A 21,540-nucleotide genomic window follows, 5' to 3' on the forward strand; every position below is an offset into this window, starting at 1 on the left:
TCCTACGGCTGGTTTGCCTTTCTTCAGAGCTTTATCTCCTACCAGCCGTTGGTACGGGGTAAAGTGAAACTTCTTTTGCGATTTTTGCAAAAGATTAGTTGAACTAATCAGGTTCCTACGGCTAGTTTGCTTCTCTTCTTTGCTTCATCTCCTATCAGCCGTTAGAACCGGATAAAGTGAAACTTTCTTTTGCGATTTTCACAAAAAATCAGCCCGCATCAATCAGGTTCTTACTATTTTCACTAGCAACTAGAAATTACTTATTATTATGTTTTACCGTTTCAGCGGAGCAATGCAATCATTACATAATTAGGGGGATTTCTATATGACATCAAAATTGAAGATGCGAAATATTATTTTTATTTTAATTGGTTCCGCTATATTTTCTTTCGGTATTGTCAATATCAATATTGAAAACCACCTTGCAGAGGGTGGGTTTACTGGTATTACACTATTATTGTATTTTTTATTTAAGTTTGATCCTTCCTACTCAAACTTAATTTTAAATATCCCTATATTTTTTATTGGTTGGAGGTTACTTGGCAGAACGACATTTTTATATACATTAATTGGCACCTTTAGCGTATCTTTATTTCTATGGATTTTCCAGCGTTACGAAGTACTCAACTTACATTTAAACTTGCAAAATGATATGACACTCGCAGCTTTATTCGCCGGGGCATTTATCGGTATCGGCCTTGGAATAATATTTAAATATGGCGGGACTACTGGCGGTGTAGATATTATCGCACGACTAGCTCACAAATATGTTGGCTGGAGTATGGGGAAAACAATGTTTATGTTTGATGCTGTCGTTATCGTCGTCTCTATTCTTACCTATTTATCATACCGCGAGGGCATGTATACGCTAGTTGCTGTTTTTATCGGTGCTAAAGTCATTGATTTTATGCAAGAAGGAGCTTATGCTGCCAAAGGAGCGACTATTATCTCAGAGAAAAACGATGAAATTGCTGCCAAAATTTTATCTGAAATGGAACGCGGAGCAACCTTTTTAAAAGCTGTTGGATCGTATACAAAAGTGGAACGTAATGTATTGTATTGCGTTGTTGCTAAAAATGAAATCGTGAAATTAAAGAATATCATTACTTCTGTAGATCCTCATGCTTTTGTCGCCGTAAGTGATGTACATGATGTAGTTGGTGAAGGATTTACGTTAGATGAAAATAAAAACCCTTTACATAATTAAATGTAACTAGAAAAGCGCCTTAGCTTTTCTAGTTTTTTATTACAAGTCTTTTAAGCTTCTCTAAATCCTCATGAATAAGCTCCAATAAACTCCGATTATAAAAAATGGAAGCTGGATGAAAAGTCGGAAAAACATGATATTCTTTCTCTGACCATGTAAACTCTGCACTTTGCATATCCTTTAATTTTTGAATGGGCTGTTTTAATAATTGCCCGTGTACATCTGTGATTTTTTTATTTTTTCCTGTTAAACGTTGAAGACCGATATTTCCAAGCGTGACGATAAGCTTCGGATGTATTTTCTCTAATTCATAATCTAACAAAGGCGCATGGGCAACTATTTCTCCCTGATTTGGCGTTCTATTATACTTTTTTTGTATGATTTCACCATTTCGTTCTTTTTTCTCTCGCCATTTATAAGGTCTACTCCGAACAGCGCTCGTAATATATACTTCTTCCCTTGTAACGTGAATTCGCTCTAAAAAAACCATTAATTGTTTTCCCGCCCTCCCGCTAAACGGAATCCCATTATGAATTTCTGTTTCACCAGGTGCTTCTCCTAACAACATAAATTTGGGATTTTCAGGACCTTGTCCACTTAAAAAACCTTCTAGTTGATAAGGAGCACTACGCTTTTGCACTTGTTTTACTAAATGGTCTGGATATTTCATTTCCCCCACCACCTTTCCGCATTACTTCTATTATTTCTATTTGCAATACATTATATAATTCAATCCACACAACAAAAAAAGACTATCAAAATTGATAGTCTTTAGTCGTCGCTACGCTGCATACCAGTATACATTAATACGAGACGTAATAATTCAAATACCGCTACAGCTGCAGCTGCTACATATGTTAATGCTGCCGCATTTAATACTTTACGAGCTTGCCCATATTCATCTGTTGATACAATACCTAACGCTTCAATTTGTTGCATTGCGCGCTTTGACGCATCAAACTCAACTGGCAATGTAACGAGCTGGAACACAACACCTGCTGCCATTAAAATGATACCTAATAACAATAGTTTTGACATTGTCGCAAATATACCAATCATAATAAATACCCATGATATATTCGATCCAAAATTAGCCACAGGAACTAACGAATGACGAATACGCATAAAGTTATAATCTTGTGCATCTTGAATTGCGTGTCCTACTTCGTGTGCTGCAACTGCTGTACCAGCAACTGAATGTCCATAATAGTTATCTGTTGATAATCGAACCGTCTTAGCGGTTGGATCATAATGGTCTGATAAATGACCTGGTGTTTCTTCTACAGCTACGTTGTATAATCCATTTTCATCTAAAATTTTTCGAGCCACTTCCGCTCCTGTCATACCTGATGTTGAATAAACTTGTGAATACTTGCTATAGGCACTACGTACTCTTGACTGTGCATACAACGGTATGATCATTATGATCGCGAAGTAAATTAAATAAAACATCATGAACCTCCATTGAAGTTTTAATTATAGTACTTCTCATTCTATTTTCTTCTGCCACTATTGTCAATGAATAAACCTTACAATCCATATCTTTATTTATTGCATTATCTATTTTTAGAATGTACATTACTTTTTCTTTTTTCTCTCTCTCCTTTATACTTTCTCCATCCAACATAAGTTAATGTGAATAAAATAAGTCCCCCAGTAATTGTCATAAACCAAATGAGAGAGGGTGCAATTTCATCTTTTTTTACTGTGTGAAATATCTTTTGCAAATCCCCTTTAATAATCCCTAATTGCATTTGGCCGCCTTTCGTTTTTAACATAACGTTACGAAATTCATCTAAATAAGATAAATGAACATTTACACGCTGGACCTCGTTTTCTGGCAAAGCAATCATTAAGCTTGGATAAATAATATTGAATTCATTTAAAAACGTATTTAACGTTTGTTGAAACTGCCCAGCATCTTCTTTTTCCATCGCTTTTTCCATTTGAGAAAAGGCATCCATTACTTTCCTTTCTCTTTCCATCCAAAGTGGTTGATATTTCGATACTTGTGCATCAACAGCAAGTTGTAATGCCAGCACATTATCAATTTTAGCTTGCTTACCTAAACCTTCTTCAGAGAGCGATTGTTGCGCCTTATCGTAAGCTAAAGAAATAACTCTAACTTGATCTGGTGTTACTTCCTGCTTCTTTTCATTCCCCTTTATTAAAAACTGCTCCGAGAAATGTTGTAATACTTGTACCGCTTTTTCATCTTCATTACGCTTCACTAACTGTAACGAGTCGTCTAACAACCCTGTTAGCTCATTCCACTCTTCAGCATATATACGTAACGGAAACATTATAATTAGAAATGCTATCAATCCAATTAATGTTCTCTTCATCCCGGTCCCCCCTATAACTACTAGTACAAAATATGTTAATTTGGACAAGAATAGAACAGAACTAGACCGAAAAATATATTATCGTTTTACAAAGAAAAAAATTCTCTTTAAGCAGAGAATTTTTTCTGTGACATCCTTTTCTTTTTTACGAAATATCTATATAAGCTGTAACAAAGTATACTCCCACCTAAGATGAATAATAAAATAGCACACGCAGCATGCATAAAGAACTCTTCTGGTAACATTAATATAATTGGATCCTTTTCAGGATCAAAAACCCAATAATCATTACTAAATAAAAGTTTATGGAATAATACAAAACTCTTTTCAAAATTAATAGCAATTGGTAACATAAGCGCTATCGGAAAAATGATTGTTAAAATCGATCCGTGCAGTAAAAACTTTTCATTTTTCTTTTTTAATAAATAAATTCCGCCTATCACTGCAATCATAATTGTCGCATACATCACATATTGAATCTTTACTAAAATATTTTTAACATCTACAAAATGAATACGGCCATTTGTGGACATATCTAATGTGGGCAAATGTAATGCTCCGTCATAAAACGGGGATAAATATGTAATAAGCACATCGTAATTTCTTTTAATTTCATCCTTCGTCATATCCGCTAAATCAGGAATATTTAAAAAATCAATTTCAAAATAATACAACCATTTTCCATACACAACTGCCGTTGTTGCGAGTGCAAAAATAGAAAATGCTATGCTATATGAAACAACTAAAGTAATCAATCGATCCAATATTTTTGTACCACTCTTATTTTTCTCCATGTTCTCCCCCTAAATGTTCTAACCATCATAAAGAAAATTGTTTCCTTTGCTCACGTAAGCAACAATAATATGTAATACATAGTACAGCAATACTTAACCAAAACGTAAAATAACCAATTTCCTCTACAAACAAATGCATAATTCCATATCGCGGCATTTGCCAAAATAAATAATCAATTGCATCGTTATGCAACGTCCACACAGCTGCTACTATAAAATGCCATTTTTTTATACGATAGAATGGAGCATATAAAAATCCTTGCATTGCCATCGCGAAGTGCGAAAGCATTAACATGTAGCCCATAAGGCCTATAGGCCCTTTTACGTAAATCATAATCGCGTTTACAACAACAGCCCAAATACCATATTTTATTAAAGTTACAATCGCTAACGCTTCTATTAATCCCCAGTTTCTCTTTGCCAAAAAAGAAATTAAAACAAAGACAAAAAAGAGAGTCGCCATAGGACTATCTGGTACAAACGGCCAAAATATAGGTGACGTTTCTTTCAATTGATTTCCGTACCATATAAATCCATAAATTGTACCTAATATGTTAACAATTAATAAAAATAATAATACCGAGCGTTGTCTTAACATTGCATACAAGTACACCAATCCGTATGTCCAACACCTTTCAAGCAAAGTAATTCATTCACTAAATCCTACTCTATTATAACAAACTTCATCCAACTAAATAGAAAAGCTGACTACAAATTTTGTAGTCAGCTTTTTTATTATTTTTTATTATACTTTGCAACGAATTCCGAAAGCTTCTTCAGTTCCTCATCCGTACCTTTAAATACACCTTTAGGCATTGAACCTTTTCCCTCTTTCGCAATTTTAGCAATTTCTTCTGGCTTTAAAGTTAAGTTTTGCAGTGCCGGTGCTGCTGCCCCGCCTTGTAAATTGTCACCATGACATGTTAAACAAGTATTTTTTTGCATTAATTTATAGCCATCATCATTTTTATCAACTGGCGCTGTTTTTACAATTGCTCCTTGTTTTTTTGCAGCTTCCCAGTCATGGTGTGCTACAGATTCCCAAGTTAAAAAGATAATCGATGCAATTGCTAAAAGCATAAATCCAGTTGCCACAGGACGCTTCAATGGACGTCTTTCTGGACCTCGATCAAGAAATGGAGCTAACAGTAATGCTCCAAACGCAATCCCTGGCATAATAAATGCTCCAATTACAGTAAATGAACCGGAAGCATACGAATACTTTAATAACTGATACAAGAATAAGAAATACCAATCTGGAAGTGGTATATATCCAGCATCTGTTGGGTCCGCCATTCTCTCAAGCGGCGACGGATGCGCCACTGTTAAACATAAATAACCGATTAAAAAAACTGCACCAACCATCCATTCTTTTAACAAGAAGTTCGGCCAAAATGCTTCTGTTTTCCCTGGGTATTCAGAATAGTCTTTTGGAATATTTGGTTTCCGAGCTACTGGTACCCGAGAATCTCCTACAAACTTCATCCCTTTGCCGCGATGCATAATCTCCCTCCTTTAGTTCTTTCCCCTTTAATTTAGCAATCTCTTATAGTGGACCGGAAATACCTTGTTTGCGAATCATGATGAAGTGGAAGGCCATTAAACCTAGAAGTGCTGCTGGTAAGAAGAAGACGTGAATAGCAAAGAAGCGAGTTAATGTTTGAGCGCCAACAATTTCGGAATGACCAGCGAGTAATGTTTTAATATAAGGACCAATGAGCGGTGTTTGCTCTGCAATTTGAATCCCTACTTTTGTAGCAAATAAAGCTTTCATATCCCACGGTAATAAATATCCGGTAAAACCAAGACCTAACATAACAAAGAAAATAAGAACACCAACAATCCAGTTTAACTCACGGGGCTTTTTATACGCACCTTGGAAGAAAACTCTGAGTGTATGTAAAAACATCATTACAATTACGAGACTAGCACCCCAGTGGTGCATACCACGAACAATTTGCCCATAAGCAACTTCATTTTGTAAATAGTAAACTGATTCCCAAGCATTTTTAATATCAGGCACATAATACATCGTCAAAAACATTCCAGATAAAATTTGAATTACAGTAACGAAAAAGGTAAGTCCTCCAAAGCAATAGACGAATGCAGAAAAGTGATGTGCCGGGTTTACATGTTCAGGTACTTCATGATCAGCGATATCACGCCATATTGGTGTAATATCTAATCTTTCATCCACCCAATCATAAATTTTATTTAACATCTACTTTGCACCCCCTCTTGGCTTCGCTTTTCCTAGATACAGCGTTCCATCTTTCACTTTAGACTCGTACACATCAAGCGGAGCAAGGGGTGGCGTACCTTTAATGTTAATCCCATCTTTTGTATAACGACCCCCGTGACATGGGCAAAAGAATTGATTCGGATGTGCTTTGTCCGAATTCCAGTTAACTGTACATCCTAAATGTTTACATACTGGAGAGAACGCAACAATGTCTCCGCTTTCATCTTTATGAACCCAAGCTGATTTTGGTTCTTCAGACTTGTACCAACCATCAACCTGCTTCACTTTAAAATCGAAACGCTTCGGCTCTGTTGTAATATCCTTTACTTGCGCAACAGCAACCATATCTGTTCCCGCTTCTTTTCTTAACACCGGATCAAGCGCAAATCGCGTCATCGGCATTAAAATACCGGCAGCCATAAAGCCTCCTACCCCTGTGAGTGTGTAATTTAAAAATTGTCTTCTTGACACGCGATGTTCTTTCTCGCTCACGAAAATTTCCCCCCTCTATCAGAAATTGTCCCCTCGTGATAAATTATATAAAAAATAAAAACTAGGACACTATCATGATATAATACGCTCATGCACAGGTCAATATCATACTACTCATAATAATAAGAACTTTCTGTTTATTATGAGTTTCCCCATTTCTCTTCCAACATCACCATTATATTTTTTATATGTGCATGAATAACTTCTCTTTTTGCTTGATCACTAAATTGTTCTAATGCTAATGAAGGAAACCAAAACAAATCTCCCTGTAACTCTTGCATATCCTCTTTCCATGAAAAATCACTTGTAACATAAGCAATATGCTTAAAACCTTCACTTCGTAAATGATTTGTCCATTCTTGCAAACGACCTTTTTCATTCTTTTGACTTTCTACCAAATACGTAAACGCAGGCAGTAAAAGCACTCTTCCTTTATACTCTCTTTCCAATTCCGTGCTCAACAATTCGATAAATTCACCTTGTTCTACAACCATTTTCATTTCTTTTGCTGCCGAAATTGATAACAGCGGTATTACTCCTGTATCAACATACTCTCTTGCTTGCTCAAACTGTTCCACATCTTTTACAATCCACTTCAAATTCCTTCCCTCCTTCACTTACAAATGACAGAACTTTCACTTTATATATATTAAACCATACTAAAAGAGGTAAAAAAAGAAAAACTACCCAATATAGGTAGTTTTTCTTGATGAAAGTCTGAAATTTGTAAAAATTTATTAATCCAAATAAATTCTATAAAGTTTTTAACTCTGCGGTTAATCTATGAAACGCTTCCTTATCTTGCTTATCTAACGCTTCATCAATTTGTTTCAAAAGGCGTTCTCTCCTAAACGAAAATACACTTTCTTCCAAAAACCTTTCTGCAAGTAAACGATCTTTTTCATTTACTTCAATATGCTTTGGTAGATATGGGTTTTCTTCTAATACAGCTACATAATTCGCATTTTGAAACGATGATTTAAAGTTGAGTTGAATATAAATATCCTCATCTCGATTTAAACGAATATCATGAAACGATTTTTCAGCATCTGTTGTCATAACATTTTGTTTAAAAAAGTGAAACGGTGTGTCTTTCACACAATTCGCTGACATCACTAAGCCACGCGGACAATATTTTGCATGCTCTACGAAGTGGACTTTATGCATCAATTGGTCGTGACTCATTAAATAATTCAGAATCCATACACATTCACGCTGTTTCAGTTGGTAATTATTCAAAAACCATTTTACAAAATCCTTCTTCTCGTTTACAGAAACAGGGGTATTCATAGCAATTAAGTCCCTCCTCTGTCTTTCTCTTTTCTTTTTAGATTCAAGAAGCGGCATTCAGTTTCCTTCCAACTTATGAAAAATCCTCTAAATTATATAACAACTCTTCAATATGAATTTGTGTCGGGTCTAGTTGTAATAACTGGGTAAATACTTCTTTCGCCTCTTTTCGTTTTCCTTCTTCCAATAAGAAATAACCGTACTCTTCTAAGAAGTCTGGATGATTCTTAAAAGAAGTATATGCACTTTCATAGTGTTTTAATGCATCCGAATACATTTCTAATTGTTTTTTTGCATACGCAAGATCCCAAAGTAGTTGTGTATCTGGTTCTCCACTATCAATAGCACGCTCTACAATTGCAATTAACTCTTCGTACTTTTCTTGTTCTTTTAAGATATATGCATATTTTAATGTTGCACCTAAATGCCCTGGATCTAACTCAAGCGCTTTTTGAAGAACTTCCTCTGCTTCTACTATTTTTCCTAATTTCGCCGCAATGTTCGCTAACTCTACATAAAATGGAACTGAAAGCTCATCTACTTTAATTCCTTCATGAAGCGTTTCATAGCTTTCTTGAAGCATTCCTTCTTTTTCATAGCTTTTCGCTAAATACATGTACAGTGATGCGTACTCAGGGTCTAATTCTTTTAGTTCTTGCCAAGCACCAATTGCTCTCTGATATTCTTCACCTTGGTATAATGTGAAGGCATATCCAAATAATGAGTGAATATCTTTTTGTTCCTCTAGGCCTGCTTCATAATAAGAAATCGCTTCTTCCCAGTTTCCGATCGCGCTTAACGTTTCTGCGAGGCGAAGTGCGATCACAACACCACCCATTACTTTATGTTCCGCTAATAGCGATTCATAATAAGTAATTGCCTTTTGTTCTTCACCTTTACTACTATATAATTCTGCTAACCCAAACGTAATAACAGGTTCATCAGGCATCATTTCTTTCGCCTTTAATAGTTTTTGCTCTGCTACATCATCAAAACCTTGCATTTGGAATAAATCTGCAACAAGTAATAACGATTGAACATATAAATCGTCATTTTCTGGAATATCATGAAGCACTTCAATCGCTTCATCTTCTTTATCTAGATCAATATATAATTCTGCTAAAAATACAGTGAATTCACTTTCTTCTGGATACAGTAAACGTAAGTCTTCAGTAATTGCTAATGCCTCATCTGTAAATCCAAGTGTATGATAGTAACGAGCGATATCATACTTCTCTTCATCATTCGCAATTTTTAATTGTTCTTTTAATAATTGTAATCCTTTTTCCGCTTCACCATTTTCAATATATGAAACAGCTTGTTCAAACTTTTGCATAAACGTCTCCTTTAATTCTAAAAAATATTCTCTTCTGTTCATTTATCATAAGCAACTCACTGTTAGAACGCAACCTTTAGAATGAGCATGCTTCTTCTTATACTTCTTCTTACAGAGTAATTAATTGTTCAAAAGGTTCGGATATGACACCGATACCTTATCATCATCTTCTATTGTACCGCTTTCTTTTATGACCGTGCAAATAACTTCTCTCACTAATTATCGAGCCATACAAACCGTGGTTTACAGAATAACTTAATTAGCAGTCTTCAACCTTTATTTTGAATGCGATAAAAAAGGCTCCTATAATAGGAGCCTTCACAATCTCTTAAGAATATGTTTCTTCTTTCTGTACTTGCTCATTTACAAGCTCTTTCAGTAACTCTATAATTTCATCATTTTCTTCCTTCAAACCGACAGTAATACGAATACCATCATCGATACCAAATGCAGCACCAGAACGAACGATATATCCTTTTTTCATTAATCGTTCGAAAGCTTCATTACCTGGTATACCGAGTTTTAAGAAAATGAAATTTGTTTGAGATGGATAATAGAATACGTTATATTCTTTACAAAATGCATAATACTGATTTAAACCTTCAGCATTCTTTTGCACACAATCTTGTAAAAAAGCTTGATCTTCTAATGCAGCGAGTGCTACAGATTGGGCTACAGTTGATGTATTGAATGGTAACCTAGCTACTTCTAGCTGTCCGATTAACTTCGCATCCCCAATCGCATATCCGATACGAAAAGCAGCTAAACCATATGCTTTTGAAAACGTGCGTAAAACCATAAGATTTTCATACTTTTCAAGAAGTGGTAATGTTTGCGGATAGTCTTCTGCTTCCGCGTATTCATAATATGCTTCGTCCATAATAACGAGAGCCGACTTAGGAACTGATTCTAAAAATGAAAGTAATTTTTGTTTCTCAACATATGTACCTGTTGGATTATTCGGATTACAAATCCATACAATTTTCGTTTTCTCATCTACTTGCTCTAGCATTGCATCTAAATCGTGAATACCATCTTTAAGTGATACTTCACGAACTTCTGCTCCTTCAATAACAGCATGGTGATGATATTGTGAAAACGTAGGATTCGCCATTACAACGTTTGTTCCTTCATGTAGTAACGCTCGGCTAATCATTTGAATGACTTCATCTAATCCACTACCAAATAGTAGTTGTTCTGCTTTTACACCTAAATGTTCCGCTACTTTTGTCCGAAGTTCAAAGGCATATCCATCTGGATAAAGGGCATATTGGCTCGCTAAAGAAGTTAATGCTTCCGTCACACGTGCTGAGCAACCGAATGGATTTTCGTTGGATGCTAATTTCACAATTTTTGATAAACCATATTCTCTTTTTACTTCTTCAATGTTTTTCCCAGGCACATACGCTCTCAAAGTTAACAATTGCTCTTTCACTCTCATTTTTCTTCCCCCAGTCATTTCATTCAATTTGATTACAATACGGTTATAGCCCCTTACTGTAATCTTTTGTCATAACCGTCACTATTACGAGAATACCTCTAAATGAGCACTTCACTGCACTTCGCTATCATTTTAAACCATATCTTTTTGAAATGCCTCTAACGCAATATGAACAGTCTCATCTGAAATAGATACGACATTCACTACCCCATATTCCTGCATAAGCACCATATGAATTGCTCCTTCATTTGCTTTCTTATCTTGTTTCATCAATTGAACGAGGCGCTCTACATTCAAATCTCTTGGCATTTTTGGATAGCCGTATTTCAAGAACCACTGCTTCATATCTTCATAAGCAAGATCAACCTTGTACACTTGCTCACTTAAAAATATGGCGAATAACATTCCAACCGCTACACCGTCACCGTGAGTAATATTTCCATACCCTAGCTCTTTTTCAAGAGCATGTCCTAACGTATGTCCAAAGTTCAAATGAGCACGTACACCCTTCTCTGTTTCATCTTGTGACACAACATTTGCCTTTACAGGAATCGCCTTCGTTAATATATGGATTAACTTCTCATCATGAAGATCCGCTAATGTTTGCACTTCTTCTTTTAACCAATGGTATAGCTCCACATCACCGATAAGAGCATGCTTTATCACCTCTGCATAACCTGAACGCCACTCTTTTTCAGGAAGAGACTGTAAAAAAGGGGTATGATATACAACTGCTTCTGGCTGATGGAATGCACCAATCATATTTTTACCTAACGGATGGTTAATCGCTACTTTCCCACCCACTGCGCTATCGTGCGCTAATAAAGTTGTCGGAACCTGCACAAAGCGAATACCACGCATAAACGATGCAGCAACAAAACCAGCTAAATCTCCAATCATTCCGCCTCCAAGTGCAAGAATTAAAGAATTTCTATCTAATTTATTTTCAAGAGCTGACGTATGAGCCGCATAGAAATTTTCGAAAGACTTCTCTTTTTCGCCACTTGGTACAACAAACGAAAACACGTGCTGCTCTACTTGTAATGCATCGATAACTGTCTGTAAATGTAGTGATGCAACAGCTTCATCTGAAATGATCATTACGTTAGATACCGCTGGCTGCATATTTTGAACGATCGTTGTTAAGTTTGACAACACTTCTTTACCAACATGTACATCATATTCTTTTGATTTCGTTTGAATATGTATGTTTCCCATTAAAATCCCCTCGCATATTCATTATGTTTCTCAATATTTTCACGAATTAGTTCCATACGATCTAATCCGAATTGTTCTATTAAAGCTGTCGCTAATTCCCAAGCCACAACCGCTTCTGCAACGACACTAGCTGCTGGCACTGCACAACTATCTGAACGTTCAATGCTCGCTGTAAAAGGCTCTTTCGTATCAATATCTACACTTTGAAGAGGTTTATAAAGTGTAGGTATCGGTTTCATCACACCGCGCACAACAATTGGCATTCCAGTCGTCATACCGCCTTCTAATCCCCCTGCATTATTTGTTCTTCGTGTATATCCATGCTCCTCATTCCACAGAATTTCATCATGAACTTCACTTCCTGGTCTATGCGCTGCTTCAAAACCAATTCCAATTTCGACACCTTTAAAAGCATTAATACTCATAATTGCAGCTGCTAATTTCGCATCCAGTTTTCGATCATAATGCACGTAGCTACCTACTCCAATTGGCATCCCTTCCACAATTACTTCAACGATTCCACCAATTGAATCACCATTTGCTTTCGCATCATCAATCGCTTTCATCATTTGGTTACCAGCTTCGTCATCTAAGCAACGTACAGGAGATGCTTCGGTAATACTCTTTAATTCTTCAATTGAACTATACGTAATCTCCTTAGCTTGTACACCGCCAATTTCAATTACATGGCCCGCTACTTTAATACCAAGTTCTGCTAACACCTTTTTAGCAACCGCACCAGCAGCAACACGCACCGTCGTTTCGCGCGCTGACGAACGTTCCAGTACATTCCTCATATCTCTATGACCATATTTAATCGCACCATTTAAATCAGCATGCCCAGGCCTTGGTTTTGTCACTTTCCTTTTCATCTCTTTTTCTTCTTGCTCAGTTAAAGGCTCCGCCCCCATAATTTTTGTCCAGTGTGCAAAATCACGATTTTCAACAACAAGTGCAATAGGGGAACCTAATGTTTCTCCATGTCTAACACCACTTAAAATTTGCACTTGATCCGTTTCAATTTGCATGCGTCTACCGCGCCCATATCCCTTTTGCCTTCTAGCTAACTCTTCGTTTATATCATCTGCTACTAAAGACAATCCTGCCGGAACACCTTCTATAATCGTTGTAAGTTGTGGACCATGAGATTCACCAGCTGTAATATATCGCATACGTTATTCCTCTTTTCGTATATGTATTTATCTCACTATATTAACTTTTATCATTCTAAAAATATTAAAGAAATTATATCATAAATCGACCATTTTCTTATTCTATATTTCCGATAGTCCTAATTTAAATATCAACATATCATAACAGTTCAAACTTCGTAACTAACTGAAAATAAAAAAAGTGCAAGAAGAATACCCCTATTCTCCTTGCACTTTTTACTATTATCACAGTGATTAAAGCGTTTACAAATTATTTCAAAATAATTAGTAAATCCATTCATTCATTAATTTTGAGTAGTCAACTAATTCTTCTTCTTTAAAGAAAATAGCAATCTCGCGCTCTGCGCTTTCTAAAGAATCAGAACCATGGATAATGTTTTTCGCAACAGTTACACCGAAATCTCCACGAATTGTTCCAGGAGCTGCTTCATGTGGTCTTGTTTTCCCCATCATGTTACGAGCTGTATCTACTACACCTTCACCTTGCCATACCATTGCGAATACAGGTCCAGATGTAATAAAGTCTACTAACTCACCAAAGAAAGGTTTTTCCTTATGCTCAGCGTAGTGTTGTCCAGCAATTTCTGGAGTGACTTGCATTAATTTTGCACCAACTAATTGAAAGCCTTTTTTCTCAAAACGAGCTACAATTTCCCCAATGAAGGCACGTTGTACACCGTCTGGTTTTACCATTAGAAATGTTTTTTCCATAAAAAATCTCTCCACTTCTGAATTATGTATGTAATTGTATATCCCCACACACATATTATCACCCTTATCACAATTGTGCAATAGTTTTGAAATAGAGAGATTATTTTATTTTTTAGAATAAACCTTAAAATTTTCGTTTTCCAATATACTTTGCAACATTTTGTAATGCGTACTTTGCTTTTCCACGTGGGAGTGGTTTTATTATTTCTAAAGCTTTATGTAAATAACGTTCACTAAACGCAAATGCTTGATCAATTGCTGTACTATTTTTTACAGCATCAATAATTTCTTGCATTTCACTTGCTGTTGAATTTTCATGTACAGATGTGATTTTCTGACGAAGTACGGGATCTTCCATCGCATATAAAGCAGGAAGTGTAATATTCCCTTGTAGTAAATCTCCACCAGCAGGTTTTCCAAGTTTCTCTTCTGTAGAAACGAAGTCTAAAATGTCATCAATAATTTGATAAGACATTCCTACAAAATACCCATACCAAAATAGACGATTTACCGTATCACGATTAGCACCAGCAGCAATCGCTCCCAATTGACAACTCGCGGCAATTAATAATGCTGTTTTTCGCTTTATTCTTCTTAAATACGTTCTTAAATTTTGGTCATAATTGTATTTATCTTTAATTTGTTCAATTTCACCTTTACAGACTTCTAAAATAGTATGTGATAACGCTTGATGTGCCTCTGGAATTTCGATATTGGTTATACATTCAAGAGACTTAGCGAACAGATAGTCCCCTGTATACATCGCAATACGATCTCCCCATTTCGCATTCACAGTCGCACTGCCGCGTCGTAAAAATGCAGCATCAATAACATCATCGTGAACAAGAGAAGCCATATGAATAAGTTCTAACGCAACAGCAACATGCTTAATCGCATCTAACTTATAATCTCCAAATTTCCCTGCAAGCAACACAAATACAGGACGAATTCGTTTCCCACCAGCTTCAATAAGCTGTAATGCTGCCTCTTCTACTAATGGCTGTTCAGAAGCGACTGTCTTTTTTAATTCTTTTTCTATCACATTAATATCCGATCGTAAAAAAGAGTACATAAGTTGTAACTTCATATTGTTCACCTTAACCTAAAACTTCTTTTTTCTATTTTGATTCTGGTTTAATACCTAAATGCATTGCTGCTACCCCAAAAGTAAATGGTTTCACTTGCACACGTTCAAGTCCAGCTTGCTCAAACATTTGAGCCAATTCTTTCATCCCTGGGAACGTACTAGCAGATTCTTGAAGCCATGAATATTCTTTATAACTTTTCGCAAACATCTTTCCAAATAATGGCATGATATATTTAAAGTATAAAATATACCCTTGTCGAAAACCAATCATTGTTGGTTGAGATGTTTCTAAACAGATTACTTTTCCACCTGGTTTTACTACACGCGTCATTTCTTTTAATACGTGCATATAATCCGGTACGTTACGTAAACCAAACCCAATCGTCACATAATCAAACGTATTATCTTCAAACGGAAGTTCCATTGCATTCCCATGTAGAAGTTCTACTTGTTTTAATTGTAACGCCTCTACCTTTTGCTTACCGACAGATAACATATTTTCACTGAAGTCTAAGCCAACAACCTTTCCTTGCTCACCTACGGCTCCAGCTAGCGCAATTGTCCAATCTGCGGTTCCACAGCATACATCAAGCGCTTGACTGCCTGGTTGTACATCCATAATTCGCATCGTTTCTTTCCGCCACGCTTTATGTCTTTGAAAACTAATTACAGAATTCATCACATCGTATTTATCAGAAATCTTTTCAAATACGTCATGTACTCTTTCTTCTTTTGATTGTTGCATGCTCGTACCTTCTTCCAATGTAAAATTGCTTATGTCTTCTATTTATTCCTTAACACAGAATTTATTTCATTTATGTCTGTGTGATTTTCTAAAAATTGTTTTTCTTTCTTTCTCAATTCCTTCATCCAACCATTAATCACTACTTCTGCTTTATCCCCTAAAGCATCTTGCATAGCTTGAAAAACAGGTGAATGTTGCTTATCAGCATACAATTGAATTTCTTTTTGAAGGCGATTTCCACCTAATACGTATGTGATAAATGGCTTCCAATGTGATAACTGAAAATGATCACATGTTTTTTGAAGGAGCGCAGACTCAATCGTTACTATGCTTTTCATTATGTCATCCGTCGTTTCATGCGCTTTTTGGTATAACATAATTTTGTGTTCATTTATCTCTTTAATTCCTTCAGCAAGTGCACGAATTAAAACAATATCACGATTCATAGACAATAAATAATAATATAGTCCACTATAGTAATCGCCTGCAAGTACTGTTAATTGACGACATTTATGGAATCCAATCTCTTCCTCGCCTGCTTTATTTGATACCCTTTCATGCGTATCAAGCGCAATTTGTACAAGCATAATTGTTACTACGTAATGCTCAATTTGTTCTATATGTAAGTTTGCACTCTTTAAAGCACCATATAACAATGCTATCTTTTCTTCATCAATAAATGGTTCTTCAATATAGTTTATAAAATAAGGATGGCGTAATTTCTCCATCAATTTTTCTTTTATACCCGCATACCCTCCGTAGATGTCACACACAAAAAATCACCCTTGTTTTCTAATTCATAAAACTTATTATAACACATACACTCTATTTTCTATAACCAAAACTTGGCTACACCTACCATTCATGTAAGCAATCTTTCTAATCTCACTCTGTCTAGTTAAAACTATATCATTTATTTACTAAAAAAAAAAAAGAAAAGCAGTTTCCCGCTTTTCTTTACTTCGTTTTAATAAACGATAAAATTTCACTGCGCGCTGCAGCATCATTTTCAAGCACACCACGCACTGCTGTCGTTACTGTTTTCGCACCTGGTTTTTTCACACCACGCATCGTCATACACATATGTTCTGCTTCTACTACTACCATTACACCATGAGGCTCTAGTACTTCCATAATAGAGTTCGCTACTGTTGATGTAATACGTTCTTGCAGTTGTGGGCGACGTGCAATTGTATCTACGGTACGAGCTAATTTACTTAACCCTGTTACCTTTCCACCTTGCGGAATATATGCAACGTGAGCAACTCCATAGAATGGTACTAAATGATGCTCACACATCGAATAAAATGGTATATCTTTTACTAGTACAAGCTCTTCGTGATCTTCTCCGAATACTTTATGCAAATGCTCTTTCGGATCTTCATGCATACCTGAGAACACTTCTGCGTACATTTTTGCAACACGCTTTGGTGTATCAAGTACTCCCTCACGATTTGGGTCATCCCCAATCGCCTCTAAAATAAGGCGTACTGCATGTTCAATTTGTTCTAAATTAACTTTTGCCATCCGCTAGCCCTCCCGAAAACCTAAAAGTGATACGAACACATTCTAGCATATTTATGTTTTTAAAAGCAAAAAGAAGAGTTCCCAAAAAGGAAACTCTTCTTCCCTGTTAATATGTAAGGATTATTTAACCGCATCTTTTAACGCTTTACCAGGTTTGAATGCAGGTACTTTACTTGCAGCGATTTCAATCTCCTCACCTGTTTGTGGGTTACGACCTTTACGAGCCGCACGCTCACGAACTTCGAAGTTACCGAATCCGATCAGTTGTACTTTATCACCTTGTTTTAAAGCTTCTAAGATAGAATCAAAAACAGCGTCTACTGCTTTTGTTGCGTCCTTTTTAGAAAGGGAACTTGCTTCTGCAACAGCATTGATTAAATCTGTCTTGTTCATGCCATTCACCTCCTCCCAAAGATAAGACTGTATAATGATCATAAAATGAGTCTTACTTTCATTTGTAGGCAATTTTTGCAAATTCTATACTACAAAGATGTAGATAAATCATTATCAACGCCTATATTATACGATTCTCCTTTATAATTCAATATTTTTAAGGAAATTGTTACTCTTAAAATGTGAAAATCTGATGAAACTTGACAATTTACAACAATGTATTAGATAATGACTGTTTATTTTTCTATTTTATAATCAAAAAAAACAAAAAATCCCTCTACAATGAGAGGGATTTTTTCTTATAGTATAATCGCAATTAATCCGCCAGATCCTTCATTAATAATTCTTTCTAGCGTTTCTTTTAATTTATATCTAGCATTTTCTGGCATTAAAGATAATTTCGCCTGAATTCCTTCTCGAACAATCGAGCTAAGTGAACGTCCAAATATATCAGAATTCCAAATTGATAACGGGTCATCTTCAAAATCTTGCATTAAATAACGAACTAATTCTTCACTTTGCTTTTCAGTACCAATAATCGGCTCAAACGTTGACTCTACATCTACTTTAATCATATGAATAGATGGCGCTACCGCTTTTAACTTCACACCAAACCTTGAACCGTGACGAATAATTTCTGGCTCATCTAAGCTCATATCCGCTAATGCAGGTGCTGCTACACCATATCCTGTTTGCTTAACCATACGCAATGCATCCGCCACTTGATCGTACTCTATTTTCGCATGAGATAAATCGAGCATAAGCTTTAATAAATGATCTTTCCCTCGAATTTCTACTCCTACTACTTCTTTTAAAATCTGATCATATAATTCATCTGGCGCATATAAATCAATCTCCGCCACACCTTGCCCCATATCAATGCCAGCTAGGCTCGCTCGATCAATAAATTCATATTGACTAAACTGCCAAACAACGCGATCCACATCACGAAGACGTTTTATATCCTTCACAGTTTCTTGAACTGCTTCTTGATAACTTTGACGCAACCAATGCCCTTCATTTAGCACCATTACCCAACTCGGAAGGTTTACATTCACTTCTAATACAGGGAATTCAAATAGCGCTTCACGAAGTACATTATATACATCTGTTTCTCTTAAACTCTCCACACTCATTGCAATAACCGGGATATCATATTCTTCTGATAAACTTTGGCGTAATTGCTCTGTATCTGGATGATACGGCTGTACCGTATTAATTATCATAATGAAAGGTTTTCCTACTTCTTTCAACTCATTTACAACGCGTTCTTCTGCCTCTATATAATCTCTTCTTGGAATTTCACCAATTGTTCCATCTGTTGTAATTACAACACCAATTGTTGAATGTTCTTGAATTACTTTACGCGTGCCGATTTCTGCAGCTTCATGGAATGGAATAGGTTCTTCATACCAAGGGGTATTAATCATACGCGGGCCATTCTCATCTTCATAGCCCTTCGCTCCAGGAACCGTATATCCAACACAATCTACTAATCGAATATTCACTTCAAGTCCTTCATCTACTTCGATAGAAACCGCTTGGTTTGGAACAAACTTCGGTTCCGTCGTCATAATTGTACGACCCGCAGCACTTTGAGGCAATTCATCCTGCGCTCTTTGACGGTCAGACTCATTCTCAATATTTGGAATAACCACAAGTTCCATAAATTTTTTAATGAATGTTGATTTCCCTGTTCGAACAGCTCCTACAACTCCAAAATAAATATCACCGCCTGTTCGTTCTGCAATATCTTTAAAAATATCTACCTTTTCCAAGTGATTCCCTCCCTCAAAATTTTTGGGAATAATTCCGCGTTTATAGTCAACTAATACCTTCTCTAACGTTGCCTATAATATCTGATATAATATAATGGTATTCTAGAAGTTCGGACAATATATCATATAATTTTGTCCAATTTCATATGACTATTAAAAAATATCTTTTGTTTGCATCGTAAGTTGTATAACATAAAAAACCTTTCTTCTAGAACTTATTCACTAAAAGAAAGGTTCATGACTTATCATTTTAAAAAAATTGGTTCTCCGTCCTTTACTGTGTACGGTAAAGAATAAGCTGGTACAAATGGGGAACCTTTCGAAAGTATATTTCGAATATCTTCTCCCTCTGTAAACTGCCCTTCATTTTTTTTCAAAGCGTCATATAAGTCGATTCTATAATCAACAAAAACTTCTCCTTTTTCATTAATTACAAAAGGAAGTCCTTTACCAGAATATGGACTTGTCACTTGTGGCACATCTTTATATCCTAGTTTTTTGAAATCCAATTCATATACACCATCTGAAATTACTTTTTTAAAAGGTGGATATTGATGTTCATCACGATACATCCTAAGCTTTAAAGATAGTTCCTGAATTTGTTCAGCCATCCTAACATCAATTAACTTTACTGTCGGATTTGTTTCAACGTCTATTAATACGTATTGATATACTCCTCCACTTTCATACGCATTCCCTGGCGCTTCTTGTATGTAACGCGGGGCAATCTGTTGAAAATCGATTGGATACTTTTGATAAATAGGTGTACTCATATCCCTCGTCTTAATTGGCAATATCCCATCATTTTGCTCCTTAAATGTCACAACAGCTTTTTGAACAACCTGTAGCTGATCTTCATAAGGAACCGCATTTTGCTTCATATTTTCTTTCGGATACAGACACCCCGTTAAAAGGCTCATACAACAAAATATTAAAATAATATGGAATTTTTTCACTAGCATCACCTTTTCATACTAATCTAATTTGCTCCGTATGTAGTATTTTCGAGACCATTCCATTTACTGCTGTACAGGTCCACTAAATACAACAAGAAAAATAACAATTCCTGACACAATCATAAGGGTGTACGCTACTAACGCTGTAATCCCTTTCAAAAATTTATTCTTTATTCTATGTCTACTTAATAAAATAAAACTTACTGCAAAAAACATAAATCCAATTGCCCCTAAAGCCAACCACATTTTCATAAGCCCTTCTGACATATACACACCCCTTTTTATTAATCTATTTTTATACTATTTTAACAAATTAAAATCTTTAAACAAATACAAAAAGAACATTTTACTACAAATCGCGAGTATGTAACTTTAATCAATAGGTTTTCCAGCATTTCTCACCAATCTAGGCAAAAATAAAACCGAAGCGATTGTATCTCTCGCTTCGGTTGACCAAATATGCCCAAAAACAGCTCTATTCCCATTCTTTCATGGCTATCATATGCAATCTCCAAACTCTTTGTTTCTCATAATTTATTTTTTAAACATTTTGCTTAACGAGCCAAAATCTGTTGGCATATTATTATTAATAATCGCTTTTACAATTTGATCCTCTTGCTCTTTCGGCACTTCACGTCCCGCCATAAGAGCCACTTGATGAATTAATTGACGAAGTACAGTTTCATCACGTAAATTCGCATTTTGCACGGATGATGCTAATTTAAAAATATCCTCTTTATTTACTTTCGCTTCCTTCTCAATATTATTAAAAATATTATTATCCATTCTTTTCACCCTCTCCTCAA

25 protein-coding genes are annotated in these 21,540 nt (G+C 35.8%); 1 reads left to right on the forward strand and 24 read right to left on the reverse strand.

What is annotated here, in order from left to right; genetic code table 11:
• The first annotated feature begins 325 nt into the window (after window positions 1–325).
• Window positions 326–1,207: a YitT family protein gene (locus M1D66_RS19240; RefSeq protein WP_000202121.1), complete on the forward strand. Its 882-nt coding sequence runs from the start codon at window positions 326–328 to the stop codon at window positions 1,205–1,207.
• Window positions 1,208–1,235: 28 nt separating this feature from the next.
• Here M1D66_RS19240 and M1D66_RS19245 read toward each other — a convergent pair whose 3' ends face one another.
• From M1D66_RS19245 to M1D66_RS19360, 24 genes are all read right to left on the reverse strand, one after another.
• A complete protein-coding gene (locus M1D66_RS19245) occupies window positions 1,236–1,877 on the reverse strand; it encodes a uracil-DNA glycosylase (RefSeq protein WP_086385532.1) in 642 nt (213 codons plus the stop codon).
• 101 nt (window positions 1,878–1,978) lie between these two features.
• Window positions 1,979–2,662, reverse strand: coding sequence for a zinc metallopeptidase (locus tag M1D66_RS19250; protein WP_011109966.1), 684 nt, complete (start codon window positions 2,660–2,662; stop codon window positions 1,979–1,981).
• Between the two features lie 101 nt (window positions 2,663–2,763).
• Complete coding sequence (gene ypjB, locus M1D66_RS19255) at window positions 2,764–3,552, reverse strand: sporulation protein YpjB (protein WP_000831584.1); 789 nt, start codon at window positions 3,550–3,552, stop codon at window positions 2,764–2,766.
• A gap of 107 nt (window positions 3,553–3,659) precedes the next feature.
• A complete protein-coding gene (gene lit / locus M1D66_RS19260; protein ID WP_000414377.1) occupies window positions 3,660–4,346 on the reverse strand; it encodes a lipoprotein intramolecular transacylase Lit in 687 nt (228 codons plus the stop codon).
• A gap of 25 nt (window positions 4,347–4,371) precedes the next feature.
• Complete coding sequence (lhaT, locus tag M1D66_RS19265) at window positions 4,372–4,962, reverse strand: lipoprotein heptaprenylglyceryl N-acetyltransferase LhaT (RefSeq protein WP_140335747.1); 591 nt, start codon at window positions 4,960–4,962, stop codon at window positions 4,372–4,374.
• 119 nt (window positions 4,963–5,081) lie between these two features.
• Window positions 5,082–5,849 (reverse strand): menaquinol-cytochrome c reductase cytochrome b/c subunit, encoded by a 768-nt coding sequence (qcrC, locus tag M1D66_RS19270; protein WP_000554603.1) that lies wholly within the window; start codon window positions 5,847–5,849, stop codon window positions 5,082–5,084.
• Between the two features lie 43 nt (window positions 5,850–5,892).
• The gene (gene qcrB, locus M1D66_RS19275) at window positions 5,893–6,567 is read right to left on the reverse strand and encodes a menaquinol-cytochrome c reductase cytochrome b subunit (RefSeq protein WP_000932700.1); all 675 of its coding nucleotides are present in this window, start codon (window positions 6,565–6,567) and stop codon (window positions 5,893–5,895) included.
• Window positions 6,568–7,080 (reverse strand): menaquinol-cytochrome c reductase iron-sulfur subunit, encoded by a 513-nt coding sequence (gene qcrA, locus M1D66_RS19280; RefSeq protein ID WP_001290418.1) that lies wholly within the window; start codon window positions 7,078–7,080, stop codon window positions 6,568–6,570.
• A gap of 140 nt (window positions 7,081–7,220) precedes the next feature.
• Complete coding sequence (locus tag M1D66_RS19285) at window positions 7,221–7,679, reverse strand: YpiF family protein (RefSeq protein WP_000871313.1); 459 nt, start codon at window positions 7,677–7,679, stop codon at window positions 7,221–7,223.
• 154 nt (window positions 7,680–7,833) lie between these two features.
• Entirely contained in the window at window positions 7,834–8,370 is a 537-nt protein-coding gene (locus M1D66_RS19290; RefSeq protein WP_001095925.1) for a ReoY family proteolytic degradation factor, read from the reverse strand.
• Between the two features lie 73 nt (window positions 8,371–8,443).
• The gene (locus tag M1D66_RS19295) at window positions 8,444–9,706 is read right to left on the reverse strand and encodes a tetratricopeptide repeat protein (RefSeq protein ID WP_001168671.1); all 1,263 of its coding nucleotides are present in this window, start codon (window positions 9,704–9,706) and stop codon (window positions 8,444–8,446) included.
• Between the two features lie 328 nt (window positions 9,707–10,034).
• Window positions 10,035–11,147, reverse strand: coding sequence for a histidinol-phosphate transaminase (hisC, locus tag M1D66_RS19300; protein WP_001264023.1), 1,113 nt, complete (start codon window positions 11,145–11,147; stop codon window positions 10,035–10,037).
• A 132-nt stretch (window positions 11,148–11,279) separates the two neighbouring features.
• Entirely contained in the window at window positions 11,280–12,365 is a 1,086-nt protein-coding gene (aroB, locus tag M1D66_RS19305; RefSeq protein WP_242554700.1) for a 3-dehydroquinate synthase, read from the reverse strand.
• Window positions 12,365–13,537, reverse strand: a complete 1,173-nt coding sequence (aroC, locus tag M1D66_RS19310) for a chorismate synthase (protein WP_001269384.1) — start codon at window positions 13,535–13,537, stop codon at window positions 12,365–12,367. Before aroC ends, aroB begins: the two co-directional genes overlap by 1 nt.
• Window positions 13,538–13,801: 264 nt before the next feature.
• Window positions 13,802–14,248: a nucleoside-diphosphate kinase gene (gene ndk / locus M1D66_RS19315; RefSeq protein ID WP_000415883.1), complete on the reverse strand. Its 447-nt coding sequence runs from the start codon at window positions 14,246–14,248 to the stop codon at window positions 13,802–13,804.
• 124 nt (window positions 14,249–14,372) lie between these two features.
• Entirely contained in the window at window positions 14,373–15,335 is a 963-nt protein-coding gene (gene hepT / locus M1D66_RS19320; RefSeq protein ID WP_000776077.1) for a heptaprenyl diphosphate synthase component II, read from the reverse strand.
• Window positions 15,336–15,366: 31 nt separating this feature from the next.
• Window positions 15,367–16,080 carry a 2-heptaprenyl-1,4-naphthoquinone methyltransferase gene (gene menG / locus M1D66_RS19325; protein ID WP_001187674.1) on the reverse strand — a complete coding sequence of 238 codons (714 nt, stop codon included), beginning with the start codon at window positions 16,078–16,080 and terminating at the stop codon, window positions 15,367–15,369.
• A 38-nt stretch (window positions 16,081–16,118) separates the two neighbouring features.
• Entirely contained in the window at window positions 16,119–16,853 is a 735-nt protein-coding gene (locus M1D66_RS19330; RefSeq protein ID WP_000332854.1) for a heptaprenyl diphosphate synthase component 1, read from the reverse strand.
• A gap of 184 nt (window positions 16,854–17,037) precedes the next feature.
• The gene (gene folE, locus M1D66_RS19335; protein ID WP_001151482.1) at window positions 17,038–17,607 is read right to left on the reverse strand and encodes a GTP cyclohydrolase I FolE; all 570 of its coding nucleotides are present in this window, start codon (window positions 17,605–17,607) and stop codon (window positions 17,038–17,040) included.
• Window positions 17,608–17,727: 120 nt separating this feature from the next.
• On the reverse strand, window positions 17,728–18,000 hold the full coding sequence (locus M1D66_RS19340) for an HU family DNA-binding protein (protein ID WP_001043860.1): 273 nt from the start codon (window positions 17,998–18,000) through the stop codon (window positions 17,728–17,730).
• A 299-nt stretch (window positions 18,001–18,299) separates the two neighbouring features.
• Window positions 18,300–19,778, reverse strand: a complete 1,479-nt coding sequence (spoIVA, locus tag M1D66_RS19345; RefSeq protein ID WP_000416519.1) for a stage IV sporulation protein A — start codon at window positions 19,776–19,778, stop codon at window positions 18,300–18,302.
• Window positions 19,779–20,023: 245 nt separating this feature from the next.
• Window positions 20,024–20,734 (reverse strand): hypothetical protein, encoded by a 711-nt coding sequence (locus M1D66_RS19350; protein WP_000713407.1) that lies wholly within the window; start codon window positions 20,732–20,734, stop codon window positions 20,024–20,026.
• Window positions 20,735–20,797: 63 nt separating this feature from the next.
• The gene (locus tag M1D66_RS19355; protein WP_001289008.1) at window positions 20,798–21,001 is read right to left on the reverse strand and encodes a DUF2768 domain-containing protein; all 204 of its coding nucleotides are present in this window, start codon (window positions 20,999–21,001) and stop codon (window positions 20,798–20,800) included.
• Between the two features lie 267 nt (window positions 21,002–21,268).
• Window positions 21,269–21,520, reverse strand: coding sequence for a stage VI sporulation protein F (locus tag M1D66_RS19360; protein ID WP_000369754.1), 252 nt, complete (start codon window positions 21,518–21,520; stop codon window positions 21,269–21,271).
• Window positions 21,521–21,540 lie beyond the last annotated feature (20 nt).

It is taken from the genome of Bacillus sp. PK6-16 (genome assembly GCF_056530295.1).

Coding starts and splice junctions, on each gene's coding strand:
- M1D66_RS19240 (WP_000202121.1), top strand. CDS start 326: ATGACATCAAAATTGAAGATGCGAAATATTATTTTTATTTTAATTGGT.
- M1D66_RS19245 (WP_086385532.1), bottom strand. CDS start 1,877: ATGAAATATCCAGACCATTTAGTAAAACAAGTGCAAAAGCGTAGTGCT.
- M1D66_RS19250 (WP_011109966.1), bottom strand. CDS start 2,662: ATGATGTTTTATTTAATTTACTTCGCGATCATAATGATCATACCGTTG.
- ypjB (WP_000831584.1), bottom strand. CDS start 3,552: ATGAAGAGAACATTAATTGGATTGATAGCATTTCTAATTATAATGTTT.
- lit (WP_000414377.1), bottom strand. CDS start 4,346: ATGGAGAAAAATAAGAGTGGTACAAAAATATTGGATCGATTGATTACT.
- qcrC (WP_000554603.1), bottom strand. CDS start 5,849: ATGCATCGCGGCAAAGGGATGAAGTTTGTAGGAGATTCTCGGGTACCA.
- qcrB (WP_000932700.1), bottom strand. CDS start 6,567: ATGTTAAATAAAATTTATGATTGGGTGGATGAAAGATTAGATATTACA.
- M1D66_RS19290 (WP_001095925.1), bottom strand. CDS start 8,370: ATGAATACCCCTGTTTCTGTAAACGAGAAGAAGGATTTTGTAAAATGG.
- M1D66_RS19295 (WP_001168671.1), bottom strand. CDS start 9,706: ATGCAAAAGTTTGAACAAGCTGTTTCATATATTGAAAATGGTGAAGCG.
- hisC (WP_001264023.1), bottom strand. CDS start 11,147: ATGAGAGTGAAAGAGCAATTGTTAACTTTGAGAGCGTATGTGCCTGGG.
- aroB (WP_242554700.1), bottom strand. CDS start 12,365: ATGGGAAACATACATATTCAAACGAAATCAAAAGAATATGATGTACAT.
- aroC (WP_001269384.1), bottom strand. CDS start 13,537: ATGCGATATATTACAGCTGGTGAATCTCATGGTCCACAACTTACAACG.
- ndk (WP_000415883.1), bottom strand. CDS start 14,248: ATGGAAAAAACATTTCTAATGGTAAAACCAGACGGTGTACAACGTGCC.
- hepT (WP_000776077.1), bottom strand. CDS start 15,335: ATGAAGTTACAACTTATGTACTCTTTTTTACGATCGGATATTAATGTG.
- menG (WP_001187674.1), bottom strand. CDS start 16,080: ATGCAACAATCAAAAGAAGAAAGAGTACATGACGTATTTGAAAAGATT.
- folE (WP_001151482.1), bottom strand. CDS start 17,607: ATGGCAAAAGTTAATTTAGAACAAATTGAACATGCAGTACGCCTTATT.
- M1D66_RS19340 (WP_001043860.1), bottom strand. CDS start 18,000: ATGAACAAGACAGATTTAATCAATGCTGTTGCAGAAGCAAGTTCCCTT.
- M1D66_RS19355 (WP_001289008.1), bottom strand. CDS start 21,001: ATGTCAGAAGGGCTTATGAAAATGTGGTTGGCTTTAGGGGCAATTGGA.
- M1D66_RS19360 (WP_000369754.1), bottom strand. CDS start 21,520: ATGGATAATAATATTTTTAATAATATTGAGAAGGAAGCGAAAGTAAAT.